Genomic DNA, 23,246 nt, shown 5'->3' with positions numbered 1-23,246 from the left:
TGAAAGGAGGCAATACGGTGAAGAAGTATTTTTCTATGGTGAAACGCTGGGATATTATTATTATTTTATCTCTTTGTATACTCTCCTTTTTGCCGATTGCTATTTTTTCATATGTAAAAGCGAATGAACCGGCTCCTGCTAATGGAAAAAAGGAGCTTGTTGCGGTTATTTCTGTTGATAATAAAGAATATAAAACCGTTACGCTCACTGGACATAAAGGAACGGAAAGCTTTGATGTGAAACAACCGGATGGACATACTAACACGATTGAGGTTTCGGGGGAAGAAATCCGAATTAGTAAAGCGAACTGTAACGATCAGGTGTGTGTTCGGACTGGGGCAATTGATAAACAAGGAGATACGGTCGTTTGTCTTCCACATAAGTTAGTAATTGAAGTAAAAGCGAGTGACGGGAGTTCAGGCGATTCAGATGATCCGATTATCTCTTCCTGACCTTATCCTCTAATAGATAGGAAAGTGTTTCTATGACAAAAAACAGACGATTAGTATATATAGCGCTTTTGGCTGCACAAGCTGTTGTCATTAGTTTACTCGAACGGGCTATTCCGTTTCCATTTGCGTTTGCTCCTGGGGCGAAACTAGGCCTTGCTAATATTATTACGTGTATTTCGCTTTATACGTTATCGGCAAAAGATACATTTATGATAATTTGCATTCGATTAGTGTTATCCACTTTGCTTGGTGGGACGATTTCGACCTTTATGTATAGTGCGGCGGGGGCAATCTTGAGTTTTCTTGGGATGTGGCTCGTACAACAACTTGGGCCGAAACGTGTGAGCATCATTGGCGTGAGTGTTACTGGTGGGATTTTACATAACGTTGGGCAACTCGTTATTGCAAGTTGGATTGCGGGCACTTGGTCGGTTATGCTTTATTTGCCAGTATTATCTTTTATCGGAATTCTTTCCGGAATTGCGGTTGGAATTGCGGCAAACTACTTATTAAAAAACGTCCAAACTTTGCGGATGTTCGCTGATGCTAAACAAAGTCAAGCAGCACAAAAATAACTTTTAAAAAAGGAGTTCAATATGCAACTTCATGCTATGTGGGATGAGTATCCTGCACTTTCCAAAGATTTACAAGAAGTCTTACAAACAATTGAAAAAAACATTCAAATTCGCGATAAACACGTTGAGCAAAATGTGAAGGATTTGATTCACGCTGGCGGAAAATTACTGCGCCCTGCTTTTGCACTTCTTTCTGCTCAAGCCGGACCTGATTTTGATAAAGAACGCGCTGTTTCGATTGCTGCTGCGCTTGAAGTGCTTCATATGGCGACATTGATTCATGATGATGTTGTTGATGATTCACCATTACGTCGTGGTATTCCAACGATTCATTCCAAATACGGTCGTAATTATGCCGTTTATACTGGCGATTATTTATTCTGTATCTGTTTCAAAATTTTATCTGCGCATGCTTCTTCCGTGGAGAATATCGAATTTAATAGTAAAAATATCGAGAAAATCTTAATGGGTGAACTAGACCAAATGCGCACTAGCTACAAAATGAACGTCACTGTCCGCGAATACTTATCTCGTATTTCTGGCAAAACAGCTCAACTTTTTGCGCTTAGTTGTTATTCTGGCGCAAGTGGCAGTAAAGCGTCTCGCATGACTGTTGCGAAATGCTATAATATCGGGCATTATCTTGGTATGGCTTTTCAAATTATTGATGACGTGCTTGATTACACAAGTACAGATGCCGGCCTTGGCAAACCCGTTTTAAATGATATGAAGCAAGGGATTTATTCTCTACCGCTTATTTATGCGATGAAAGGTCATTTGGCTGAATTCGAGCCACTTCTTTCACAAAAATTAGCTATGACTGATGATGCTTCTGAACAAGTTTTAGCACTTATTTCTAAATATAATGGTGTCGAACAGGCGTTTAAGCTTGCTAATAAATATACGAATAAAGCTCTTCGTGAAATTAAAAAACTACCAGCTGGCGCGTATCGTGATGATATGTACCGCTTGACGAAAAGTATTTTAGATAGAGATATCTAAACCATTTAGAACATTGCTCCTTCCCTTTTTGAGTTTTGTTCTAAATTTTACGGCTCATTGTGAAAATACAAACATGAAAGCGTGATTAACGTGATTCGATTTTTAAAAATAGCTACACCTATCCTTTTATCTTTTTCTTTAGTTGCCTGTGGTTCTGCAAGTGGGACAACGGAAAAAGTTACTGCGCCAATCGAAAAAGATCGTAATTTATCGATGGTAGTAACAACCGACGTCCATTATTTCGCCCCGTCTTTAACGGACGACGGAAAAGCTTTTGAAAAATATGTCGCTGCTGGCGATGGTAAACAACTGGCTTACAGCAACGAAATTACGGATGCTTTTTTAGCAGATGTTGAAGCGAAAAAGACCGATGTGCTTATTATTAGTGGTGATTTGACGAACAATGGTGAAAAAACAAGCCACGAAGAATTAGCGAAAAAACTCACTCAAGTAGAAAAAAATGGCACGCAAGTTTTTGTTATCCCTGGTAATCATGACATTAACAACCCGTGGGCGCGCAAGTTTGAAAAAGATAAGCAACTGCCAACTGACACGATTTCGCCTACCGATTTCAGTAAAATTTATGGAAAGTTCGGTTATGAAGATGCCATTTCGCGGGATGATTTTTCGCTGAGTTATTTAGCGGCTCCGTCTTCCAAAGTCTGGCTCCTAATGTTAGATACGGCTATTTACAAAACAAATATGCAGCAAGGAAATCCCACAACAGAAGGCGGGCTAACCGCCGGAACATTAGATTGGATAAAAGAAAGCAGTGCGCTTGCGAAGAAAAATGGCGCCAAACTTGTCCCTGTATTGCATCATAATTTAACGGATCATAGTGATGTCATTCAAAAAGGTTATACGATTAATTATAATCAACAAGTGATCGATGCTCTCACAGCTGGCTCGATGGATTTCTCCCTAAGCGGTCATATCCACACGCAAAATATTCGTTCTGCAAAGAGTACAGATGGTAAAGAAATCACGGATATCGTCACCAATGCGCTTTCGGTTTTCCCACATAAGTACGGTACAATAACGTATAGTGCCAAAAATAAAAACTTCACTTATCAGTCCAAAAAGCTAGATATCGAAACTTGGGCAAAAGCAAAAGGATCTACGGATGAAAACTTGCTGAATTTCGACCAATTTGATTACGAAACTTTTTATAATAGTGGCTATGATAAAGCAATAATGGATTTGATGACAAATGAGTCTTATGATAAATACAGTCAAGCAGACAAGGAAAAAATGGCGGATACGATGGGATTAAATAATATGTATTTCTTCGCCGGTACTGCACCGCCAAAATCTGACGGAATGGCTTTATGGGATTCCGCACCGAATTCATTTTTGAAAGACTATGTTTTAAGTTCTTCCAATCCACCTAAGAAAAGTAATGACTATTATGTTAGTCCTTAAATAGAAAAAACTGGTAAGCCATGTGGGGCTACCAGTTTTTTTATGTTAATTAGATGCAGCGGCCGCACTCGCAGCAGCGGCGGCACCTGCTGCAGCTGCTTGTTCCATCGCAATTAAAATATGCACATTGACCATTAATCCTTCTAATTGTTCTTTGCTCATTTGCCCTGATTGTTTTTCGGTGTAGAGGCTTATCGCTAGAGCTGTAACGAATTCGCGTCCAAAACGCAAGCCTGGTTGTTGCTCCAATTCGTCAATTAGCTTCACTAACCCAGAGTCAATTTTGCGACCATCCATGACAAAGGCTAAAATCCCGATGCTGGAATAATGGAGCGGTTTTATTTTCACTCCTTTTTGGCGCAATTCTTCTACGACATTATCTACTCGTCGAATGAATTTGCTGTCTTTTTCACCATATAAAAGAGTCCCGGTTGTTGCTAAAAATTGTAAGCTATCATTTTTGCGGAAGCCTTTCGCGGCGAACTCTTGAAAATAGTATTCTGTTATCTCGGCCAATTTTTCGGTATTTTCTTCCGGTGGATTTGCTAGGAAAACGGCGGTTGTCACATCTTCACTTTTAGTTAAAAATGGGTGTGCTTTTTTGAAAAGTTGGTGGATGGTTTTGGCTTTTTGCGCTGTTAGTGTTTGGTTTTTAGCTTGTAATAATAAATAAGCTGCAAAATAGGTGTATTCTGTACGTTGAAAACCAGCTTCAATTAACGTTTTATAATTGGAAATTACTTGGCGAATGCTTTCCGAGCTGGCGTTGTCGTTAGCCATCAAAAGCCCAACAAGTGATGCACGCACATTACCGTTAAGCGCGGTAAACATGCCCAGTTGCTGCTTAAATTCTTTGTTTAGCGCATGAAATTGTTCTGGATTGACCACTTCATTATTCCCCGCAAAAAGACGAGCAATCAGAAAGCGAATTCGTTTATCAATAAAACTCACACCACTTGTTTTTACTAACTCGTAATTCTTCATTAATAATTTCGTTGCTTGTTCGCTATCAAATACATACGCTGAATCCATCGTCCACACTCCTTTTCATTTTTTCAGATTAATATTCTTCTATATACAAACTCATAATGAACGCTTCAAAATTCTCAGCTAGCTTAATTATTTTATAATCAGCTTCTTGATCAATGTGTACAACTGCTGGCTCGCCTGTTTTGCCGCATTCTCGGTAATCTAAGAAAACCATATCGTGCCCGGCAGAAGGACAATCAGCAATCGCTAAACCAACATCTGGATAACCCCACTCTTCCATCCAAAATTTTGTATTGTATGATCCATTTAATGTAGAAATTCCGTGACTTCCTATTCCCATAATTCCAGTAATAGCAACACAATTCTCCGACCATGAACTTGGCTCTGTCGTAGGTACAGAATCTATTGATACTATACCTCCGTTTTGAGTATGGCGCATTAAGTAGACGTATGACTTAGGCAGTTTATACCCTAGTTCTGCTTCGATGTCAGCCACTCTTTGTCGTGTGGGATACACATCTTCATATTCATTTTTATAATTGGATTTTGTCCAAAGCTCTGCCAAGTGATCACCTTGGAAAAATGTCCCTACTTCACTAAAATATTCATCTAACTCAGCGAAAATCTGCTTCGCCTTTTCGCGTTCGAAATCGACTGCTTCTAAATCTTGCATGTCTTCTAAAATCGACATGAGGTGTTGATAGATTTCCGGAAAACGTTCGCCTCTTTGGTATAACACGTCACTGAGTAATACAGTGGCTGTGAATATATCACTTTTATTTTCATCTGTCACTGTTTGATTCCAACAAGTTTCAAGTAAGCGAATCGCGTCTTTTGTTTTTCTTTTGTCTAAATAATGTAATGCTTTTCTCGTTGTAAGCATAACGATTCCTCCAAATTCCTTAATAACTTTATTATACTAAAAAACCCCTAGGGAAACAAAATCCCTAGGGAAGCTACTTTTATAAATTCATTCCAAGTAGCGGAATGCGTTCGTTATATTTATCAACAAGCGCTTGGTTGTGCGCATCGGCATTTTCGACATTTCCGCTAATAAAGACGGGTGGTGTGAAATTATTTTTTACCATTTTTTCAATTGCTTCTGCAAAAATCGATTGCAAGATGACCGCGCCTGTTACTGTAGACGTTGGAGCAAATGCAATATTGAAGTTCGCTGATTTTAGTACTGCATCTCCTTTAACAGCACCATTATCAATCACAATATCACCTGTATCAGATAAACGTTTTCCTGATACGTGGCGTGATTTTTGGCTGGCAGAATATTGTAGCGAGGTAATTACAATGATAAATGCACCTTTTTCGCGGGCGATTTCAGCGACATCGATTGGCACGGGATTACGTCCAGATGTAGATAGCACAATCATGACATCCCCCGGGCGAATATCTTCCTCCGCCATAAAAGTTTTCGCATAATCATTTTTGCGTTCAAGCACAGAAGACGCCGCGGCACCTTCGTGGAGCATTAATGGTTCATGTAAAATCGGATGAATTGCCGCTAATCCGCCTGCTCTGTAAAATACTTCTTCTGTTAAAATATGAGAATGTCCGCAGCCAAATAAATGGATAACACCGTCGTTTTCGATAGACTCGGCTACTTTGGCACCCGCTTCTTTTACATAATCTGCTTCATTATCGAGAATATTTTCTAATAAACGAACCGTGATATCGATATAGTTATTAATCATTTACTTCCCCTCCAAAGCTGCAAAAATTTCCGCGATTTCTTCTGGTTTCGTTCTACCAGTTGCTTTATCAATAGTTTTCCCAAAAATATGCGGCATGTAAAATGGAATTCCTGTTGACTGGATGGCGGTTGTTATTTCAAGGATATTATCGGCGCCAATCCCGCCCGCTGGTTCAATGCCGTAAATGCCTTTCTCGGCTGCAACTTTTGTTAAATAAATCAGTTCATCTAAATATTTCGTGCCTTCAATGCTCATAAATTTGATTGAAGGGATGTTCGCGGATAGGCAATAATCGACTGCTTCTTCGGCGGTAATTTCATCTCCAGAAGATAATTTGACGATGCCGACTTTTCCGGTTGGGCGAACGAGTGCATTGGTGTAGGTTTCTGGAAGCAAATCATTTGTTAATCCCGCTGTTTCGATTGGTTGGTTGATGTGGGTATTTGGTGCAAGGCGAGCAATATGAAGCACATCACGCCAGTTTTGCCAGTCGCCACCACCACCAAGGCCCACACTCACGATCGCTGCTGTAGTTTGTAATTCTTTCACCACAGTCGCCGCTTGTTCTGCCGTTTCATAGTTCGTTGCAACGATTCCTGGCACCGCAAAACCATGCGCCGCTTCCATGACTTCTCGGCTATTTTCCTTATCTTTCGCTAAAAAATTAAATAGCGCAAAATTATTCCATTTTGGTAGATTTTCGAATTTTTTCTTGTTCAAGCTTTATCAACTCCACACATGTTTTTAACGTTTTTTCGATCAAGTATTCGCCTTTTTCCGCTGTTGCTAAAGTTGCTTCTCCTAAAACTGCTGTCTTGGTGAAATTTTGCCATGGGGTTGGGGTGTAATCCGCATCAATTGGTAAAACTGGCGGATCATCAATTGCACGACTCATATCGGCATTTTCTGGGGATAAATAGAGCATGAGTGATGTTTCGATTTCACAAGCATGAATGTAGGTATGGTGATTGGCTGTTCCTTCGCGCACATCCATGGCTAATTTTTGGATATTCGGGTAAAAAATGTGCAGGATAATCATATCGGGGTATTTGGCATATAGTTCGCGCGCCGCATCTTTGAGCGCCGCCATGTTGCCAAGGTGTCCGCTCACTGGTACAAATAGCCTGAATCCTTGCTTATAAAGGCTTTCACCAATTTCCACGACCACTTTTGTTACCGTTTCGTTGGATAACGTCAAACTTCCCGGAAAATCTTGCAAACTCCAAACTTGGCCGTACGGTAATACCGGAAGCACGAATCCATCTGTTTCCGCCGCTATTTTCGCAGAATATTCTGACGCTAAAATATTGTCTGTCCCTAGTGGCAAATGTGGCCCATGCGCTTCGACCGCTCCGATTGGCAAAATAACTGGTTTAGTTTTCGTGATTTTCGCGCCAATATCAAATGAATTTTCATCTGCATATAACACAGATTTCGCCTCCTATTTTTTAAATGTAAAGCATCTAGCTGGGTTATCCACGAAGAATTTTTTGACTAATTTTTCTCCATCAAAGCCTTTTTCGTTTGCTTCATCGATAAAGCGTGGCACCCATTTTTTAGCGATGTATTCGAGTCCTGGGCCGTGACCGTAATGTTTATAGTATGTTTTTCTCGCGGTATCACCACTAACTAAAATTTGATCTTCAAATCCTTCTGAAACTAAATATAGAATCGCGGCAATACGAGCACTTTCTGGCGCGTATTTAATTTTAGCAATACCATCGAAGGACATAAATGCGCCTGTTTTCGCAACTTGCTTGTGATAATACGGGTCGAGGTTGCGGTCCATATGACCAATGGATAGATATTCTAACGGGATATTTTCTTGTTTTAAAATCTCGATTTGCTCTAAAGCCATCGTTCCCGCTTCTGTATGGGAATGGATTGGCGCTTTTGTTTCGTGATGTGCTCGTGCAACCGCGCGTATCGTCTTTTCCTCTAAAGGTGTAATCATATTGTATCCCGTGCCAAATTTCACCTGACCAGCCTTATACGGCGTTCCTTCAAGTCCATTTTCGACTTCATTTACAACGAATTCCGTTAGTTTTTCTGTAGAAGTATTTTCAATCCATTCATAATAGGTTTCAAAATCCCCGATGATTGGCTTCAGTTCAGGCTTAATTTTCCCATCCCATAAGAAACTTTTGTTAAATCCCGCTGTTCCAACGATTTGAATGCCGGTTTCTTTGGAAATTTGCGCTACATCAAGCACGCGTCTGCCGTAATCAACCGCTGTCGCATCGACAATCGTTTTTCCGCCTAAGTCTGCGAAATCTTGTACGTCTAGCTGCGACTTTTCTTTATCATCTAAAAGTAAATCGTCGGCATCTCGCTCTTGCCAGTAAGCTGGTACGCAGACAATATGCTCATGTGAATAAGTAAAGCCCAACTGATCCGGGGCGATATCTCCATAAAAAGTACGAATAAAACTCATTTTTTAAAACTTCCTTTCAAAAAACCTCTTCCTCTTGAATGCTAGACAAGGAAGAGGTTTAGATTTTACTTAAAAGAATAACTTCGCTAACATGCTGACAATTGGTCCGAGGATGAACATATCTGAGTCGGCTGCCCACATTGCTGTATCTGGAACCGTCGTGTTGATAAAGAAGGTAACCATAATATATTGACCCCAGGCGACAACCGTAGCTGTTAAGAATCCACCTATCAAGGCTCCTCTCACCCCACCAGTTGAGTTACCGAATACCCCAGCAACTGCCCCGTGGAAGAAGAGCACAATCATCGTTGGCACAAATACGTAACCAACTGTATTTCCAAGTACTACTAACCAGATAATCGCTCCGATGAACGCACCCACGAAACCGATAATTACGGAGTTTGGTGCATAAGGATAAACGATTGGTGCATCTAGCGCAGGTTTCGCACCAGGTACTAGTTTTGTTGCAATACCATTGAAGGCTGGAACGATTTCACCGATAAACATCCGCACACCCACAAGGACAATAGCGATACCCGCTGCAAACGTAAAGGACTGAACGATGGAGTATACGATGAAGCTTTGATTTCCAGATTCGGCAATGAGTTTTTCTGCTCCCGGTGTTTTCTTCACCATCAAAATCACTGCTCCAACTACGAACAGAATTCCCATTGTAAGCGCGGTAATAACGTTCGAGTCCCGTAAGAACTCTAATTTTTTCGGTAAATTGATATGTTCGGCATCGTTTTTCTTATTTCCGAATACTTTCCCAAGCAAAGCAGATAAAATCGCTACACTGGAAGAAGTGTGACCTAATGCGACATTATCATTTCCGGTAATTTTACGTAAGAATGGTTGTGTAATCGCTGGTTGGAGCGTCCAGTAAAGCCCCATAATTACTGCTAAGAAGAGCACAAGTCCCCAAAACGGAATATCTCCGCCGACAGCTTGCACAGTAATTCCGGCAAAAATTGTCGTTGTCCAGAACATCATATGACCGGTTAAATAAATGTACTTAAATGGTGTAAATCTTGCTAATAAAACGTTGACTAAAAATCCGAGTGTCATCGCAAGTGTTACGGCACTACCAAATTTTGCATTAAAGGCTTCTTGTCCTAAAAACCCTGCAAGTGGCGGCGTTTCAAGTCCAAATACTTCTTTCCACATTGGCTCGAAAATCCCAAGTGAACCAGTAATAACAGCCGCACCAGCGTTAATAATTAAGAATCCAATAATTGCTTTGAACGTTCCGCTAATAACTTGACTTAAATTTTTCTTCTGTAAAAGTAACCCGAGAAGTACGATAAAACCTAAAAGTATGGCTGGGGTTCCAAAAAAGTTATTGGCAATCCACGTAATAATCTCCATTTTTTTCCCACCTTTTTTTGTCTTATTTAACTATTTATTGCTGTGGATAATGCATTTTTAATTTCTGCGTTGTCAAAATAGTTGTTGACGATGACTATTTTGGCACTTGTATCTGTTCCAAGCGTTTCTGCTAACTCTTGGCTTGTTACGATAATATCAACGTTCATCGAGCGAGCAGCAGATACGTCAATGTGCTCCACGTCTGCGTCGACTCCCATATCGCGTAAAACTGTTTCTACGTTCATTCGTAAAATTAAGCTTGTCCCTTGTCCAAGTCCACACACTGCTAAAATTTTCATTATTATCCCTCCACTAATTCTCCAATTACTTGATAATCTTCTGAATGAATCATTTTTTCAATGTTCTCGTTGTTACTAAGCAAGGAGACGATTTTTTGAATGACTTTTAAATGTGCCTCGCTTGAAGTTGCTGCAAGTCCAAATACTAATCGCACAGGATCATTTGCGGCGTGTCCGAAATTCACGCCTTCTTTTAGTACGACGAGTGACACTGCAGAGTTTTCCACACCATCAGTTGGTCTTGCATGAGGAATTGCTATTTGAGGTGCAATGACAAAGTACGCACCATTTTCATGATAAGATTCCACCATTTTTTCTACGTACTGCTCGCTCACATAACCTGCATTCACTAATAATTCTCCTGCTTGCACGATAGCTTCGTCAGCATTTTTGGCTGTTCCATGCAGATTCACAAGCTCTTTATTCAAAAAAGACATATCTCTTCATCCCTTCTAACTGATTGATAGCGCTATCAATAACTTACACTCTTATTATAGCTGTAGCGCTCCCGTTAAAAAAAGCCCAATTCCTTTCTTTTCGAAAGTGCAAAGAATAGACTGTTCCATTTCGTTGTTAGTGGGCATACAAAAAAGCCAGCGTGGTATCTCGGACCACACTGGCTTTATCACTTATTTTATTGTTAACATTGCGGCAATTTCTGCTGCTGATGTTGCTTTTTCAATCTGCTCCAGCAAGTGATGTTTCATGATTAAATTAGTTAGTTGGCTCAACGCATTAATATGTGTGTAAGAGTCAATGGAAGCGAGCACAATAATTAATTTAACCTGATCCTTCGCCTTACTTGAAAATGAAACCGGCTGATCTAGCCTTAGTAAGCTCATTCCAACCCGATATGCCCCGTCATCTACCGAAGCATGCGGAAGGGCAATCCCTGGCGCAATAACAATATATGGCCCCAGTTTCTCAATATTTTCAATCATTGCATGTTGATAGTTTTTCGAGATATAACCTTCGTGTTGTAGCGGTTTTGAAGCAACTCGGATAGCTTCTTGCCAGTCCGTCACACTTTCTTTAAAAATAATTCGTTCTTGCGGTAAAAGTTCATCAAGAGATGGCGATTTCTCTAACTGGCTATCTGATTGCACTTGGAATAATACCGATTTCAACTTGGCCGCTAATTTTTCGCGGTCTTCCACTTTGGCATATTGATCAACCACGTCAAGCACGGACGATAACATGCGCGCATCAGAATCTTTTTGTAAAATGTGCGGCGCAATTGCCTTCATCAATTGCTGTTTCTGTGCTTCGGTTAAAATGGGACTCACGATGAAAACCGGCGCTTTCGGTTCCATAATCGGCAAAGTAGAAACAATAAAGTCTGGTGCATACAGCCCTTTTTCAAATTCACGAATCGAAATTGGCTCTAAAATTTCTACCCGTTCGCCGAGCAATTGCGATAATTGCCGTTCAATCATCCGCGAAGTTCCAACACCTTTAGAGCACACAATTAAAAGCTTTTTGCGCTCAACTAACGTATTATTTTTGCGCGAAAGATAGCCGCCGAATAGAATGGTAACGTAAGCAATTTCATCTTCCGGGATTGTTTCACCGAGCAAGTCTTCTAGTGGTTCTAATGATTTTTTGGTAATCTCGTACACATCACTATAACTCTGCTTAATATCTGCGCGCAACGGATTAATCCATTCGATTTGGAATTTCAGCCGATAATAGGCCGGCTGTAAATGCAGTAATAAATCCTTTTTCAAATTACGATGGTCTTCAAAATTCACACAGGCAAGGCGCTCAAATTCGGCAATAATTTTCTCTACAATAATATCAAGTTTCCCTGTAGCGGCCGCATCATCATTCAAACGACTCGCCCCAAGCAAAAGTTTACCTAAATAAGTGATTTCCGCATGATTGATCTTAAAATTCTCGCTTTGCTGCAATTGCTGATAAATTTCCTGTGCGATATCAAATGATTCTACTTCATGTTCTTCTTTCTCATTTAAATAACAATTTCGCTTCATCCGCTCTTTAAAAAAGAAAATCATAATACCAATCCGCTCAATAACCTCATCCGTATAACGAATGCCGATTTTTTTCTCCGTCACTGCTAAAATTTCGAAAATCGTATCTAAATTAGGAAATAACTCCTGATTTTTAACCATTGGATTAATTTTCATCAAATCGAGCAATTGGTCTGCGGTTGCGATTTCTTCGTTATTCATACAATAATGAATGAAAAATTGGCGGATACTGCGCTCATCACCGAGAACCATATTGCCATTTTTCCGATCATAGATAAGCTCTAAATTAAACTGTTTGAGTGCTAATTTTAATTGTTTAATGTCCTGCAAACTAGTGTTGCGACTGACTTCATTGCATTCATTAATCGTATCAATAATCACTCGCGCATCTGTTACGAGCAGAAAAAATAAAATACGGATGCGGCGTTCACTAGCTGAAAAGACTTTGTGGCTCGCTTCCCTATTTTCAAGGATTTCTTTCATTGTTGGTTTTTCTTCTTCTAATAAATAATACCCTTGTCCGCGCACAGATTGAATGCCATCAAGTCCTATATTATCTAATTCTTTATTAATTTTTTCTACATCATATTGAAGTGTTCGTTTGGAAATGCCTAGTTCTTCTTGTAATTTCTCTGGTGCAAGATATACATTCGACACGATGAGCGATTCGAGTAACGCCATATTTCGAGCATCAAATTGTACCACTTGGCCTACCTCCTTGATTTCGGTCTAGAAGGTAAAAAGATATGTCTACATTAAGGTTATGCGAAAATGTGATATTTTTCAAGTATATTTTAATTTTTGTATACAAAAACAGACAAAGCTAAACGGCTTTGTCTGTTTGGATAATGCTACTTTTTATAAACTAATATCTACAACATCCCTTACTCCACTCTTCCAATATTTATTCGGAGTAACTAATGTGAATGTCTTTTTCGTTGCTAATAATTCTTTAGGTATATTAAATCCTACCAAATGTTTATATACCCCGTCTTTAAGTTCATAGCTCGACGCCGTAGTATCTGACAAAGTTACAAATTCTTTATATCCTAGCTGAAAATCAGAAATCCTAATATCTTTTTCTGTAGACTCTAGTTGAACAAGCAAAAGAGCATCCTTTTCTTGTTTAAAATAATTTTTTGTCGCGTACTTATTTATATCAGCATCATTCACAACAAACGCTTTTCCAAAACTGACTGTTGCAGTTCCCATTTGAAATTTTTCCTGTTCAGCGTGTGTTTTATTTTCATATGAAAAAGAATTAGCATTTACATCATACACGCGCCAAGCAAATATGCCTACTAATAGAACAATTAAGACTACGCCAATTATTTTTTTCATGCTTTTCTCCTATTTATTATCCGACCTGCTTCCATTTCAAATATTTCATCTGATATGCCATCAATATCGGCAATATGATGGCTTGCTAATAGAATCGTTTTTCCTTTTTCTTTTAAATCTAAAATCAAGTCAATAAAACTCTGACTTCCAGCTTTATCTAATGAATTGGTTGGTTCGTCAAATATTAATAAATCTGGATTTTCCATAATAGCCTGAGCAATACCAAGTCGTTGTCTCATTCCCAGCGAATATTTTTTCACTTTCAAATTCTCTTTTCCAGAAAGTCCAACTTGTTCTAACGCAGCGAGAATCTCTTTTTCACCTATTTGATTTTTTATAGAAGCCAAGTATTCTAAATTTTTATAACCTGTATAATTTGCCAAGAATCCAGGCGTTTCAATAATAATGCCCGTTTTTTCTGGGAAAGATTTAGTTTTACTAATATTAACGCCATTAATTGTAACTTCACCACTTGTTGGCGCAATAAACCCACATAGTGCCCGAAATAACATTGTTTTTCCAGAACCATTATGACCTATGAACGAATAAATCCCACCTTGCTTTAATTCAAAATCAATATCATCTAGCACGGTATGGTTGTTGATTACTTTTGTTAAATGATTAACTTTTATATAATTCATCGATATTCTCCCTAGTTTAGTTTATATAAATCTGTCTTTCGATAAATATTTCCGCCAATGAGCACAGCCAAAACAATATATACCAATTGAATACTTAATAACAGCCAATTATTTCCATCTGCAAATCCAGCAATGTTCGAGACGCTTCCGATAATCCAAAAGTTTGTAATAAAGCAATTGGTCACAATAATAATAAGCACTACCGTAATAGCATAAAACGGCTTAATTATTATAGACAGCAACAATTGCAACATGATAAGTGCCAGCCCGCCAACAAAAAAGCGCACACCAATTTCATAGAGCGGCATATTAAAATCTGTAAACAATAGAGCCGGCTGTACATCAAAACGAATACCAAAAAGAAGACTAACAAACAGCACTAATCCAATAATTACTAAATAATAAACCAACATCAGCATAATAATAAGCAAAACTTTGGAAAGAAAGGGCAGCATTCTATTATTAAAACGAATAGTAATAAATTCCTCTAACGCAAACAATTCCTTATAAAAGTAACTTCCAAATAGAAAAACCGGTAAACTTTGAATGATAATCCAATTCAAGCTACTTGTGAGCGGATTTTCCACCCCATTATCCTGTTTTAAAAAGCCCAGGAACACATCCGCTATCGTCCCCGATGCATTTTTTGTATTAACGACATTTATTAAAATCGCTAATACCAAAAGTATTCCCAAGCCTATTATTTTCAATTTATTCCCTTGAAGGAACCATAATATCTCCCGTTTTAAAAATAACCACATATTAACGCACCTTCTTTTTCGAGGTTCGAAACATATCTTTTTTCTCTGTAAGTAACCAGCTTATTAAAAATAAAATAATAATCCCACCAACCAAGCAGAAAACACGCCCAGCAAAAGACAACATATCAGTAAGATCACTAGGATTCACTATAAAAAGATTGGAAAGTAGCTGCAATTTGATTGTGCTAGCATCAAAGAAAAACACCAGAAATACTACAAAAAAAGCAATTGCCTTATTTCCCGTAAGAACAAGCAGTATATTTTGTAAAATCCCTACAAGTACTAAACCTAATCCAAATAAAATAAATGAATATATGTATATTTGAACTATCTGAGAATTTATTTCTATTCCGTTATCCATAACACTACTTCCATAATTTAAGATGTTGGTCAGTAATGCCAGCAGAAAAGCATTCCACAAAATAACAGTCGTATTGACTTTCCAAAGTGTATATTTGCTCTTAATTCGCATGACAGTCAATTCTCTATGCTGAAAATACAACAATTGATTCATCCATAAACAAAACGGACTTAACAAGATAAACAGTACCTCAACTGATACGGAAGTTTGCACTATATAAAGAACATCTGCTTCACCATTTCTTGCATACAATAAGCGTAATGCAATGACAAAAATAAATAACAATACAAACAATAAATATTTTCTTCTTTCAAAATCAAAATTCAACCGGATTAAATTATGATTTTTCATTTTTCACACTCCAAATAATCCCCACAATTACCGCTACTAAAAGAAGTGGAAATTCGATCCAGATAATATGGAAATTTAAAGGATAACCTTGTTTTGGAGTTAAGAAACCAAACGGACTAAACTCTGGATAACCAATTAAAGAAAATACAATCCAAATACCATAATAAATAGCTAGTGGACTCAATAAAACCACATATTTGCTTGAACTAAAAAAGGATACTAAAATCCCTATCAATGCAAACAAGCCCCCATAAACGAAGCCCATTACAAGAAATATCATCTCATACGTAAGCGGACTGTTATAAAAAACATTCGAAAACATTGCACCATATGTAACCGGTACTTCTGATACGAAATAATCAAGTGGCGTAGATGGATACACTAACATTAATGCACAAAGTTCCATAATTAAAGGTAAACAAAATACAACTCCACCAGCAACAAAAGCAACAATACTCTTCGAAAAATAATATTGCTTATCATTTCCTCTTATTCGCGAAAATATATCCAATCCACTACGCCGGTCTTCACCCAATAAATCCGCACCGGCTAAGGCTACTAAACATGGTAACAATAAATAATAAAGATTTGTCCCAAGCCCAGTTGTATCATAACCAGTTAAATATAAAAATACATTTTCTTCCGCCGGGGAATAGTATCGAGCAACAGTTATTTGCTGAATTAGCACGATTAATACTCCTAGTGCAAGAGCAGCAAGAAATGATTTACTTTTAAAAACTCGGTTAAATTCTATTTTTAAAAATCGACTCATTTAAAATCCCATTTCCGATAAAACAGTGTGTCTGCTAATCCTAAAGTAGTTAATTTCTTTTTCATTTTCTCTCTCCTATTGTCTGTTATTTATGTATGTGACAAATATAGCATAGTTCAAAAAAATTGTATATAACTAATTTTTCAGAAATATAAACAAATTCTTTAGAAATCCTACTTTAATTTTTGTATACAAAAAAACCGACAAAGCCTAATGACTTTGTCGGTTTGAATCGTATCAGATATTATTTGCTGATGTTAGAAACAACGCCAGCGCCTACTGTACGTCCGCCTTCACGGATAGAGAATTTAGTACCGTCTTCGATAGCGATTGGTGCAATTAGTTCAACTGCAAGCTCAATGTTATCACCAGGCATTACCATTTCAGTACCTTCTGGAAGTGTAACAATACCAGTTACGTCAGTAGTACGGAAATAGAATTGTGGGCGGTAGTTGTTGAAGAATGGAGTGTGACGTCCACCTTCTTCTTTAGTTAAAACATAAGTTTCAGCTTTGAAGTTAGTGTGTGGAGTAATCGAACCTGGTTTAGCTAATACTTGACCACGTTGGATATCTTCACGAGCAACACCACGTAGAAGTGCGCCAATGTTGTCGCCAGCTTCAGCGTAGTCTAGTAATTTACGGAACATTTCTACTCCAGTTACTACTACTTTTTTGCTTTCTTCTTCAATACCGATAACTTCTACTTCGTCACCAACTTTAACTTGTCCACGTTCAACACGTCCAGTTGCAACTGTTCCACGACCAGTGATTGAGAATACATCCTCAACTGGCATCATGAATGGTTTGTCAGTATCACGTTCTGGAGTTGGAATGTAAGAATCTACAGCTTCCATTAACTCGTCAATTTTAGCTTCCCAGTCAGCTTCACCTTGAAGTGCTTTAAGAGCTGAACCTTTGATTACAGGAATGTCATCGCCAGGGAATTCATATTCAGTTAATAGATCACGAATTTCCATTTCAACTAATTCTAGTAATTCTTCATCGTCAACCATGTCACATTTGTTCATGAATACAACGATGTATGGAACACCAACTTGACGTGAAAGTAAGATATGTTCACGAGTTTGTGGCATTGGGCCATCAGCAGCAGATACTACTAAGATAGCTCCGTCCATTTGTGCAGCACCAGTGATCATGTTTTTAACGTAATCGGCATGTCCTGGGCAGTCAACGTGTGCATAGTGACGGTTGTCAGTTTGGTACTCAACGTGAGCAGTAGAGATTGTGATACCACGTTCTCTTTCTTCTGGAGCACCATCAATTTGATCATAAGCTTGTGCATCAGCAAAGCCTTTTTTAGCAAGTACAGTTGTAATTGCAGCAGTTAAAGTTGTTTTACCATGGTCAACGTGTCCAATAGTACCAATGTTAACATGGGGTTTAGAGCGGTCAAATTTTTCTTTTGCCATTTTAAAATATCCTCCTCGATAATTCGATAATTATTTTTTACTTAGCTTAAATTAAACTAAGCAATACTTCTAACTAAAGTTATACTTGATGTTGCGAAAAAAATCAATTAATCTTCTTTGTTGTTTCCACCATTAGCTTTAATGATTTCTTCAGCAATAGATTTAGGAACTTCTTCATAGTGGTCAAATTGCATAGTGTATACACCACGACCTTGCGTACCTGAACGAAGGTGAGTTGCATAACCAAACATGTTTGCAAGTGGTACAAATGCGCGAACAACTTGAGCGTTACCGCGAGCTTCCATACCATCTACACGACCACGACGGGAAGTAATGTTACCCATGATATCACCAAGGTATTCTTCTGGGATAACAACCTCTACAGCCATCATAGGCTCAAGGATTACAGGATCACATTTCTTAGCAGCATTACGTAATGCCATTGAAGCAGCCACTTTAAAGGCCATTTCATTGGAATCGACGTCATGGTAAGATCCGTCGTAAAGTTTTGCTTTGATGTCAATCAGTGGGTAGCCTGCAAGTACACCATTATCTAGTGCGCCTTCAAGACCTGCTTGTACAGCTGGGATGTATTCACGTGGAACAACCCCACCAACGATTGCATTTTCAAATTCAAATCCTTTACCTTCTTCGTTTGGTCCGAATTCAATCCAAACGTGACCATATTGTCCACGTCCACCAGATTGACGTACGAATTTACCTTCAACTTGAGCAGATTTACGGAATGTTTCACGATAAGAAACTTGTGGATCACCAACGTTAGCTTCAACGCGGAATTCACGTCTCATACGGTCAACAAGGATGTCAAGGTGAAGTTCACCCATACCGGAGATAAGAGTTTGGCCAGTTTCTTGGTCAGTTTCAGCACGGAAAGTTGGATCTTCTTCCGCTAGTTTCGCAAGAGCTTGCCCCATTTTATCTTGGTCAGCTTTCGATTTAGGTTCGATAGCGACTTGGATAACTGGTTCTGGGAATTCCATGGATTCTAAGATAATTTGTTCTTTTTCATCACATAAAGTGTCCCCAGTAGTTGTATCTTTAAGTCCTACGGCAGCAGCGATATCACCAGCGTATACGATCGAAATCTCTTCACGGTGATTAGCGTGCATTTGAAGGATACGTCCAACACGTTCACGTTTACCTTTAGTCGAGTTTTGTACATATGAACCGGAATTCAAAGTACCGGAATAAACACGGAAGAAAGTTAAGCGTCCAACATAAGGGTCAGTCATAACTTTGAATGCTAGGGAAGAGAATGGTTCTGAATCATCAGCGTGACGAGCAGCTTCTTCTCCATCAGGCAATACGCCGTTAATAGCTGGAACATCTGTTGGTGCTGGAAGGTAATCAAGTACTGCATCTAACATTGGTTGAACACCTTTGTTTTTGAATGCTGTACCACAAACTACAGGATAGAACTCAACGTTAAGTGTTCCTTTACGGATACCAGCTTTAAGTTCTTCTTTTGTAATTTCTTCGCCTTCTAGGTATTTCATCATTAGCTCTTCGTCAAGTTCAGCAACTGCTTCCACTAATTTACCGCGGTATTCGTCTGCTAAGTCTTTCAGATCAGCTGGGATTTCTTTAATATGAGGGTCATTTCCTAAATCATCTTCGTAATACAACGCGTTCATTTCGATTAAGTCAATGATACCTTCAAATGTATCTTCGGCCCCGATTGGGAGTTGGATTGGGTGCGCGTTGGCAGCCAAACGTTCATGCAAAGTACCTACAGAATATAGGAAGTCTGCGCCGATTTTGTCCATTTTGTTGACGAATACTACACGAGGAACCCCGTAAGTAGTAGCTTGACGCCAAACTGTTTCTGTTTGTGGTTCTACACCAGATTGTGCATCTAGAACCGCAACAGCACCATCAAGTACACGAAGCGAACGTTCAACTTCAACTGTGAAATCTACGTGTCCAGGTGTATCGATAATGTTTACTCGGTAGCCTTTCCATTGAGCTGTTGTCGCAGCAGAAGTGATAGTAATACCACGTTCTTGCTCTTGCTCCATCCAGTCCATTTGAGAAGCACCTTCATGGGTTTCACCAATTTTGTGAATACGCCCTGTATAGAAAAGGATACGTTCAGTAGTGGTAGTTTTACCCGCATCAATGTGGGCCATGATACCAATATTACGAGTCTTTTCTAAGGAGAACTCTCTAGCCATGTTGTATTTCTCCTTCCATAAAACAATTTTTCAGGCAATATACCTGGAATTTGTCAGTGATTTTTTTACCAACGATAGTGAGCGAACGCTCTGTTAGCATCAGCCATTTTGTGTGTATCTTCGCGTTTCTTAACAGAAGCACCAGTATTATTGGCAGCATCCATGATTTCGCGAGCAACACGTACTTCCATTGTTTTTTCTCCACGAAGGCGAGCATAATTTACTAACCAACGAAGACCAAGAGTAGAACGACGGTCAGCACGTACTTCGATAGGTACTTGATAGTTAGCACCACCTACACGGCGAGCTTTAACTTCAAGAAGAGGCATAATGTTCTTCATAGCTTGTTCAAATACTTCCATCGGATCTTTACCAGTTTCTTGTGCAATGATATCGAATGCGGAATATAGGATAGCTTGAGACTTTCCACGTTTTCCGTCAACCATCATTTTATTGATTAAACGAGTTACTAGTTTCGAATTATAAATCGGATCTGGTAACACGTCACGTTTAGTAACAGGACCTTTACGAGGCATCGGATATCCTCCTTTCATATTTTATAAATATTATTTTTTAGGTTTTTTCGTACCGTATTTAGAACGGCTTTGTCCTCTATTTTCAACACCAGCTGTATCAAGCGCTCCACGAACGATATGATAACGTACCCCTGGTAAATCTTTTACACGTCCACCACGAATAAGAACAACACTATGTTCTTGTAAGTTGTGACCAATACCAGGAATGTAAGCTGTTACTTCAATACCATTACTCAAACGTACACGGGCATATTTACGAAGCGCCGAGTTAGGTTTTTTAGGAGTCATGGTACCAACACGAGTACATACGCCACGTTTTTGTGGAGAGTTAACGTCTGTTAGTTCTCTTTTAAAACTGTTTAGGCCCTTGTTCAAAGCAGGTGATGTAGATTTTTTAATTTTAGATTGACGAGGTTTGCGTACTAATTGGTTAATTGTAGGCATGGGATAAATTCCTCCTTCCTTATTTAGTAGTTCCACACATCCAGGTGGTTCATTTTTTCGGTAAAATAAAATGGCTGTAAGTTCGACCTACAACGCTGTTTTATTTTCAGACCTCTGTTTATAGTAGAGGCACCTTGAATATAGTAACACCTTGAGGTTTAGATGTCAAGGTGTTACTTGAAATTTAGTTAATTAACTTAGTCCATTCAAACGTTGATATAAATCTTTCGCGTAGCTGTCGGTCATGCCGCAAATGAAGTCTGTTACGAGAAGTAATCGCAGGTAAAGTTTCATTGTTTCGCTTTCGCCTTCTGCGTTTTTGCGGTAGCAGCCTAGGTAGTTGTCGGAAATCAAGGTTAGTAAGCGTTTGTCTTTGGCTGTTTGGCGTTCTGGGGTTTCGCTATCATAATAGATAACTGCTGGAATAAACGTTTCGAGCAATTTGGAGATGATTTCGTTGCCGGCGATTTCGGATTCAACGATGCCTTTATCTTGGTAAATATACGTGAATGATAGGCTTTGTAAAATTTGAACGAGTTGTTCGGCGCTTGAAGCATCGATGAGTGAGTCGTTGAATGTGCCTGCCATGATGGCGTCATAGTTCTCGTAAAATACTTCGAGTGAGCGATTGATTAATTGGCCGCGGACGTTCGATGCGAGCCATTGTTGTACGATGAAACTTTCTTCTTGTCCTTCGTAGCGCTCGCTTTTTTTCTTGAGTTCGTTGTAGCACGCAGCAGTGACTTTATTGTGCTCTTCTACTTCTTCAAAACCTTTTAAGATTTGCGTGATGTTGACGATGCCTTTTTTCACACCGTCTTCTAGGTCGGCATTTAGGTACGCGATATCGTCTGCCACTTCTAGTAAATAAGTGAGCGGATGACGGTTATCAAGTGCTTCTGTTGCAGTTGTTATTTCATTAAAAAGTGATTCATCGGCGTAAAAATAGCCTAGTTTTTTGCTCTTGATTTGTTTTTTATTTACTTTTAAGGAAGAAACTGGGTATTTGATGACTGCGTTTAAAGTCGCGAATGTTAGATTTAAGCCGTACTGGTCGAAAAGATAATGCAGTTTGGAGACTACGCGGAGCACTTGGGCGTTACCTTCAAAGTAGTAAAAGTCTTCTTTCATTTGCGGCGTGAGGATTTCTGCTAGGCTCTTATCTTTGTAAGTGATGGTCGCTAAATTGTCGCGGAACCACTCGCGGATACTTTCTTCACCAAAGTGACCGAACGGCGGATTGCCCATATCGTGTAACAGTCCAGCACAAGCAAGGATTTCCGGAATTTTATCTGCGTGTTCTTTTGTAAATTCTTCATCTAGGTTTTCTTCTTGAATCGTGTGTGTAACCATATTTCCCATTGATTTTGCGATGGTGCTTACTTCCATTGAGTGGGTTAGGCGTGTACGAACAAAATCGCTTTTTTCTAGCGGGAATACTTGGGTTTTATCTTGTAAACGGCGAAATGATGCACTCATGACGATGCGCTGGAAGTCATTTTCGAAAGCGCTACGTACGTCGGTGTTTTTAGAACGAGTGACACCGGATTCGCGGCGGCGTTTATCATTTAATAGTTTATCCCATTTCATTTTAATCCCATCCTTTATAGGTTGCTTAGTTTTTCCATTTCGGCTTTAGTGAGCCTGTGTACGGTCCATTCTGACATTTTTTCTGCGCCAATTTTTTCGTAAAAGTCCATACCTGATTTATTTTCATTTAGGCACCACCACTCAAATCTGCCGCAATCTCGCTCTAAAGCAAGTTTGGATAAATAGCTAAAAAACTGTGTTCCAAAGTTTTTGCCGCGCATTTCTGGAATGATGTAAAGGTCTTCTAAGTAAAATCCTTTTTTGCCAAGTAACGTGGAAAAATTATGGAAAAAGAGTGCGAAACCAATTGGCTCCTCTTCGTATTCGGCGATGATTACTTCGGCTGATTTTTCTTGAAAAAGGGCTTTGTGTAAACCAGATTCTGTTGCTACTACATCTTTTTCAATGCCTTCGTGTGTTGCAAGTTCGGTAATAAAACGAAGAATTAACTTCGTGTCTTGTTCTGTCCCGTTTCGAAATGTTAGTTGTGTCATATATCTCTTCCTTTTCGTTGTCGTATTAATTTAAGTATAAGCTAGTGTGCGGGATGTATCAATTAAAAAAATATCTACTATATAATATA

25 protein-coding genes are annotated in these 23,246 nt (G+C 39.0%); 4 read left to right on the top strand and 21 right to left on the bottom strand.

Annotated elements, in window-relative coordinates:
• The first annotated feature begins 17 nt into the window (after positions 1-17).
• From eetA to HCJ30_RS09335, 4 genes are all read left to right on the top strand, one after another.
• Complete coding sequence (eetA, locus tag HCJ30_RS09350; RefSeq protein ID WP_185391929.1) at positions 18-452, top strand: flavin-based extracellular electron transfer system protein EetA; 435 nt, start codon at positions 18-20, stop codon at positions 450-452.
• Between the two features lie 32 nt (positions 453-484).
• Positions 485-1,027 carry a flavinylation system FAD exporter subunit EetB gene (gene eetB / locus HCJ30_RS09345; protein ID WP_003723627.1) on the top strand — a complete coding sequence of 181 codons (543 nt, stop codon included), beginning with the start codon at positions 485-487 and terminating at the stop codon, positions 1,025-1,027.
• Positions 1,028-1,048: 21 nt separating this feature from the next.
• Complete coding sequence (locus tag HCJ30_RS09340; RefSeq protein ID WP_185391928.1) at positions 1,049-2,029, top strand: polyprenyl synthetase family protein; 981 nt, start codon at positions 1,049-1,051, stop codon at positions 2,027-2,029.
• A gap of 90 nt (positions 2,030-2,119) precedes the next feature.
• The gene (locus tag HCJ30_RS09335) at positions 2,120-3,451 is read left to right on the top strand and encodes a cyclic nucleotide phosphodiesterase (protein WP_185391971.1); all 1,332 of its coding nucleotides are present in this window, start codon (positions 2,120-2,122) and stop codon (positions 3,449-3,451) included.
• A gap of 45 nt (positions 3,452-3,496) precedes the next feature.
• Here the strand turns inward: HCJ30_RS09335 and HCJ30_RS09330 are convergent, their stop codons facing one another.
• The 21 genes from HCJ30_RS09330 to HCJ30_RS09230 form a co-directional block, all read right to left on the bottom strand.
• Positions 3,497-4,483, bottom strand: coding sequence for a DUF4003 family protein (locus HCJ30_RS09330; RefSeq protein WP_185391927.1), 987 nt, complete (start codon positions 4,481-4,483; stop codon positions 3,497-3,499).
• 28 nt (positions 4,484-4,511) lie between these two features.
• The gene (locus HCJ30_RS09325) at positions 4,512-5,324 is read right to left on the bottom strand and encodes an SMI1/KNR4 family protein (RefSeq protein WP_185391926.1); all 813 of its coding nucleotides are present in this window, start codon (positions 5,322-5,324) and stop codon (positions 4,512-4,514) included.
• Positions 5,325-5,403: 79 nt separating this feature from the next.
• The gene (locus HCJ30_RS09320) at positions 5,404-6,147 is read right to left on the bottom strand and encodes an SIS domain-containing protein (protein ID WP_185391925.1); all 744 of its coding nucleotides are present in this window, start codon (positions 6,145-6,147) and stop codon (positions 5,404-5,406) included.
• Positions 6,148-6,867 (bottom strand): KDGP aldolase, encoded by a 720-nt coding sequence (locus tag HCJ30_RS09315; RefSeq protein ID WP_185391924.1) that lies wholly within the window; start codon positions 6,865-6,867, stop codon positions 6,148-6,150.
• Positions 6,827-7,576, bottom strand: coding sequence for a creatininase family protein (locus tag HCJ30_RS09310; RefSeq protein WP_185391923.1), 750 nt, complete (start codon positions 7,574-7,576; stop codon positions 6,827-6,829). The genes HCJ30_RS09315 and HCJ30_RS09310 overlap by 41 nt, the downstream gene beginning before the upstream one ends.
• A 12-nt stretch (positions 7,577-7,588) precedes the next feature.
• The gene (locus HCJ30_RS09305; protein WP_014601179.1) at positions 7,589-8,581 is read right to left on the bottom strand and encodes a phosphotriesterase family protein; all 993 of its coding nucleotides are present in this window, start codon (positions 8,579-8,581) and stop codon (positions 7,589-7,591) included.
• Positions 8,582-8,650: 69 nt separating this feature from the next.
• A complete protein-coding gene (ulaA, locus tag HCJ30_RS09300) occupies positions 8,651-9,949 on the bottom strand; it encodes a PTS ascorbate transporter subunit IIC (RefSeq protein ID WP_185391922.1) in 1,299 nt (432 codons plus the stop codon).
• Between the two features lie 26 nt (positions 9,950-9,975).
• Positions 9,976-10,248 carry a PTS sugar transporter subunit IIB gene (locus tag HCJ30_RS09295; protein WP_185313032.1) on the bottom strand — a complete coding sequence of 91 codons (273 nt, stop codon included), beginning with the start codon at positions 10,246-10,248 and terminating at the stop codon, positions 9,976-9,978.
• 2 nt (positions 10,249-10,250) lie between these two features.
• Positions 10,251-10,685 carry a PTS sugar transporter subunit IIA gene (locus HCJ30_RS09290; RefSeq protein ID WP_185391921.1) on the bottom strand — a complete coding sequence of 145 codons (435 nt, stop codon included), beginning with the start codon at positions 10,683-10,685 and terminating at the stop codon, positions 10,251-10,253.
• Between the two features lie 192 nt (positions 10,686-10,877).
• Entirely contained in the window at positions 10,878-12,944 is a 2,067-nt protein-coding gene (locus HCJ30_RS09285) for a BglG family transcription antiterminator (protein ID WP_185391920.1), read from the bottom strand.
• 153 nt (positions 12,945-13,097) lie between these two features.
• Positions 13,098-13,580, bottom strand: coding sequence for a hypothetical protein (locus HCJ30_RS09280; protein WP_185391919.1), 483 nt, complete (start codon positions 13,578-13,580; stop codon positions 13,098-13,100).
• Positions 13,577-14,221: an ABC transporter ATP-binding protein gene (locus tag HCJ30_RS09275; RefSeq protein WP_185391918.1), complete on the bottom strand. Its 645-nt coding sequence runs from the start codon at positions 14,219-14,221 to the stop codon at positions 13,577-13,579. Before HCJ30_RS09275 ends, HCJ30_RS09280 begins: the two co-directional genes overlap by 4 nt.
• Before the next feature lie 11 nt (positions 14,222-14,232).
• Complete coding sequence (locus HCJ30_RS09270; protein WP_185391917.1) at positions 14,233-14,982, bottom strand: hypothetical protein; 750 nt, start codon at positions 14,980-14,982, stop codon at positions 14,233-14,235.
• Position 14,983: 1 nt separating this feature from the next.
• Positions 14,984-15,694, bottom strand: coding sequence for a hypothetical protein (locus HCJ30_RS09265; protein ID WP_185391916.1), 711 nt, complete (start codon positions 15,692-15,694; stop codon positions 14,984-14,986).
• Entirely contained in the window at positions 15,681-16,466 is a 786-nt protein-coding gene (locus HCJ30_RS09260) for a hypothetical protein (protein WP_185391915.1), read from the bottom strand. Before HCJ30_RS09260 ends, HCJ30_RS09265 begins: the two co-directional genes overlap by 14 nt.
• Before the next feature lie 244 nt (positions 16,467-16,710).
• Positions 16,711-17,898, bottom strand: coding sequence for an elongation factor Tu (gene tuf / locus HCJ30_RS09255; RefSeq protein WP_003739865.1), 1,188 nt, complete (start codon positions 17,896-17,898; stop codon positions 16,711-16,713).
• 107 nt (positions 17,899-18,005) lie between these two features.
• Entirely contained in the window at positions 18,006-20,093 is a 2,088-nt protein-coding gene (gene fusA / locus HCJ30_RS09250) for an elongation factor G (protein ID WP_003724965.1), read from the bottom strand.
• Positions 20,094-20,158: 65 nt separating this feature from the next.
• Entirely contained in the window at positions 20,159-20,629 is a 471-nt protein-coding gene (gene rpsG, locus HCJ30_RS09245; protein ID WP_003753956.1) for a 30S ribosomal protein S7, read from the bottom strand.
• Between the two features lie 30 nt (positions 20,630-20,659).
• Entirely contained in the window at positions 20,660-21,073 is a 414-nt protein-coding gene (rpsL, locus tag HCJ30_RS09240; protein WP_003720973.1) for a 30S ribosomal protein S12, read from the bottom strand.
• 192 nt (positions 21,074-21,265) lie between these two features.
• Complete coding sequence (locus HCJ30_RS09235; RefSeq protein ID WP_185391914.1) at positions 21,266-22,663, bottom strand: deoxyguanosinetriphosphate triphosphohydrolase; 1,398 nt, start codon at positions 22,661-22,663, stop codon at positions 21,266-21,268.
• A gap of 14 nt (positions 22,664-22,677) precedes the next feature.
• Positions 22,678-23,157, bottom strand: a complete 480-nt coding sequence (locus HCJ30_RS09230; protein ID WP_185391913.1) for a GNAT family N-acetyltransferase — start codon at positions 23,155-23,157, stop codon at positions 22,678-22,680.
• Positions 23,158-23,246 lie beyond the last annotated feature (89 nt).

Origin of the sequence: Listeria cossartiae subsp. cossartiae (genome assembly GCF_014224155.1) — a bacterium.
GTDB lineage: Bacteria > Bacillota > Bacilli > Lactobacillales > Listeriaceae > Listeria > Listeria cossartiae.
This window is presented reverse-complemented; position numbering and strand designations above follow the sequence as displayed.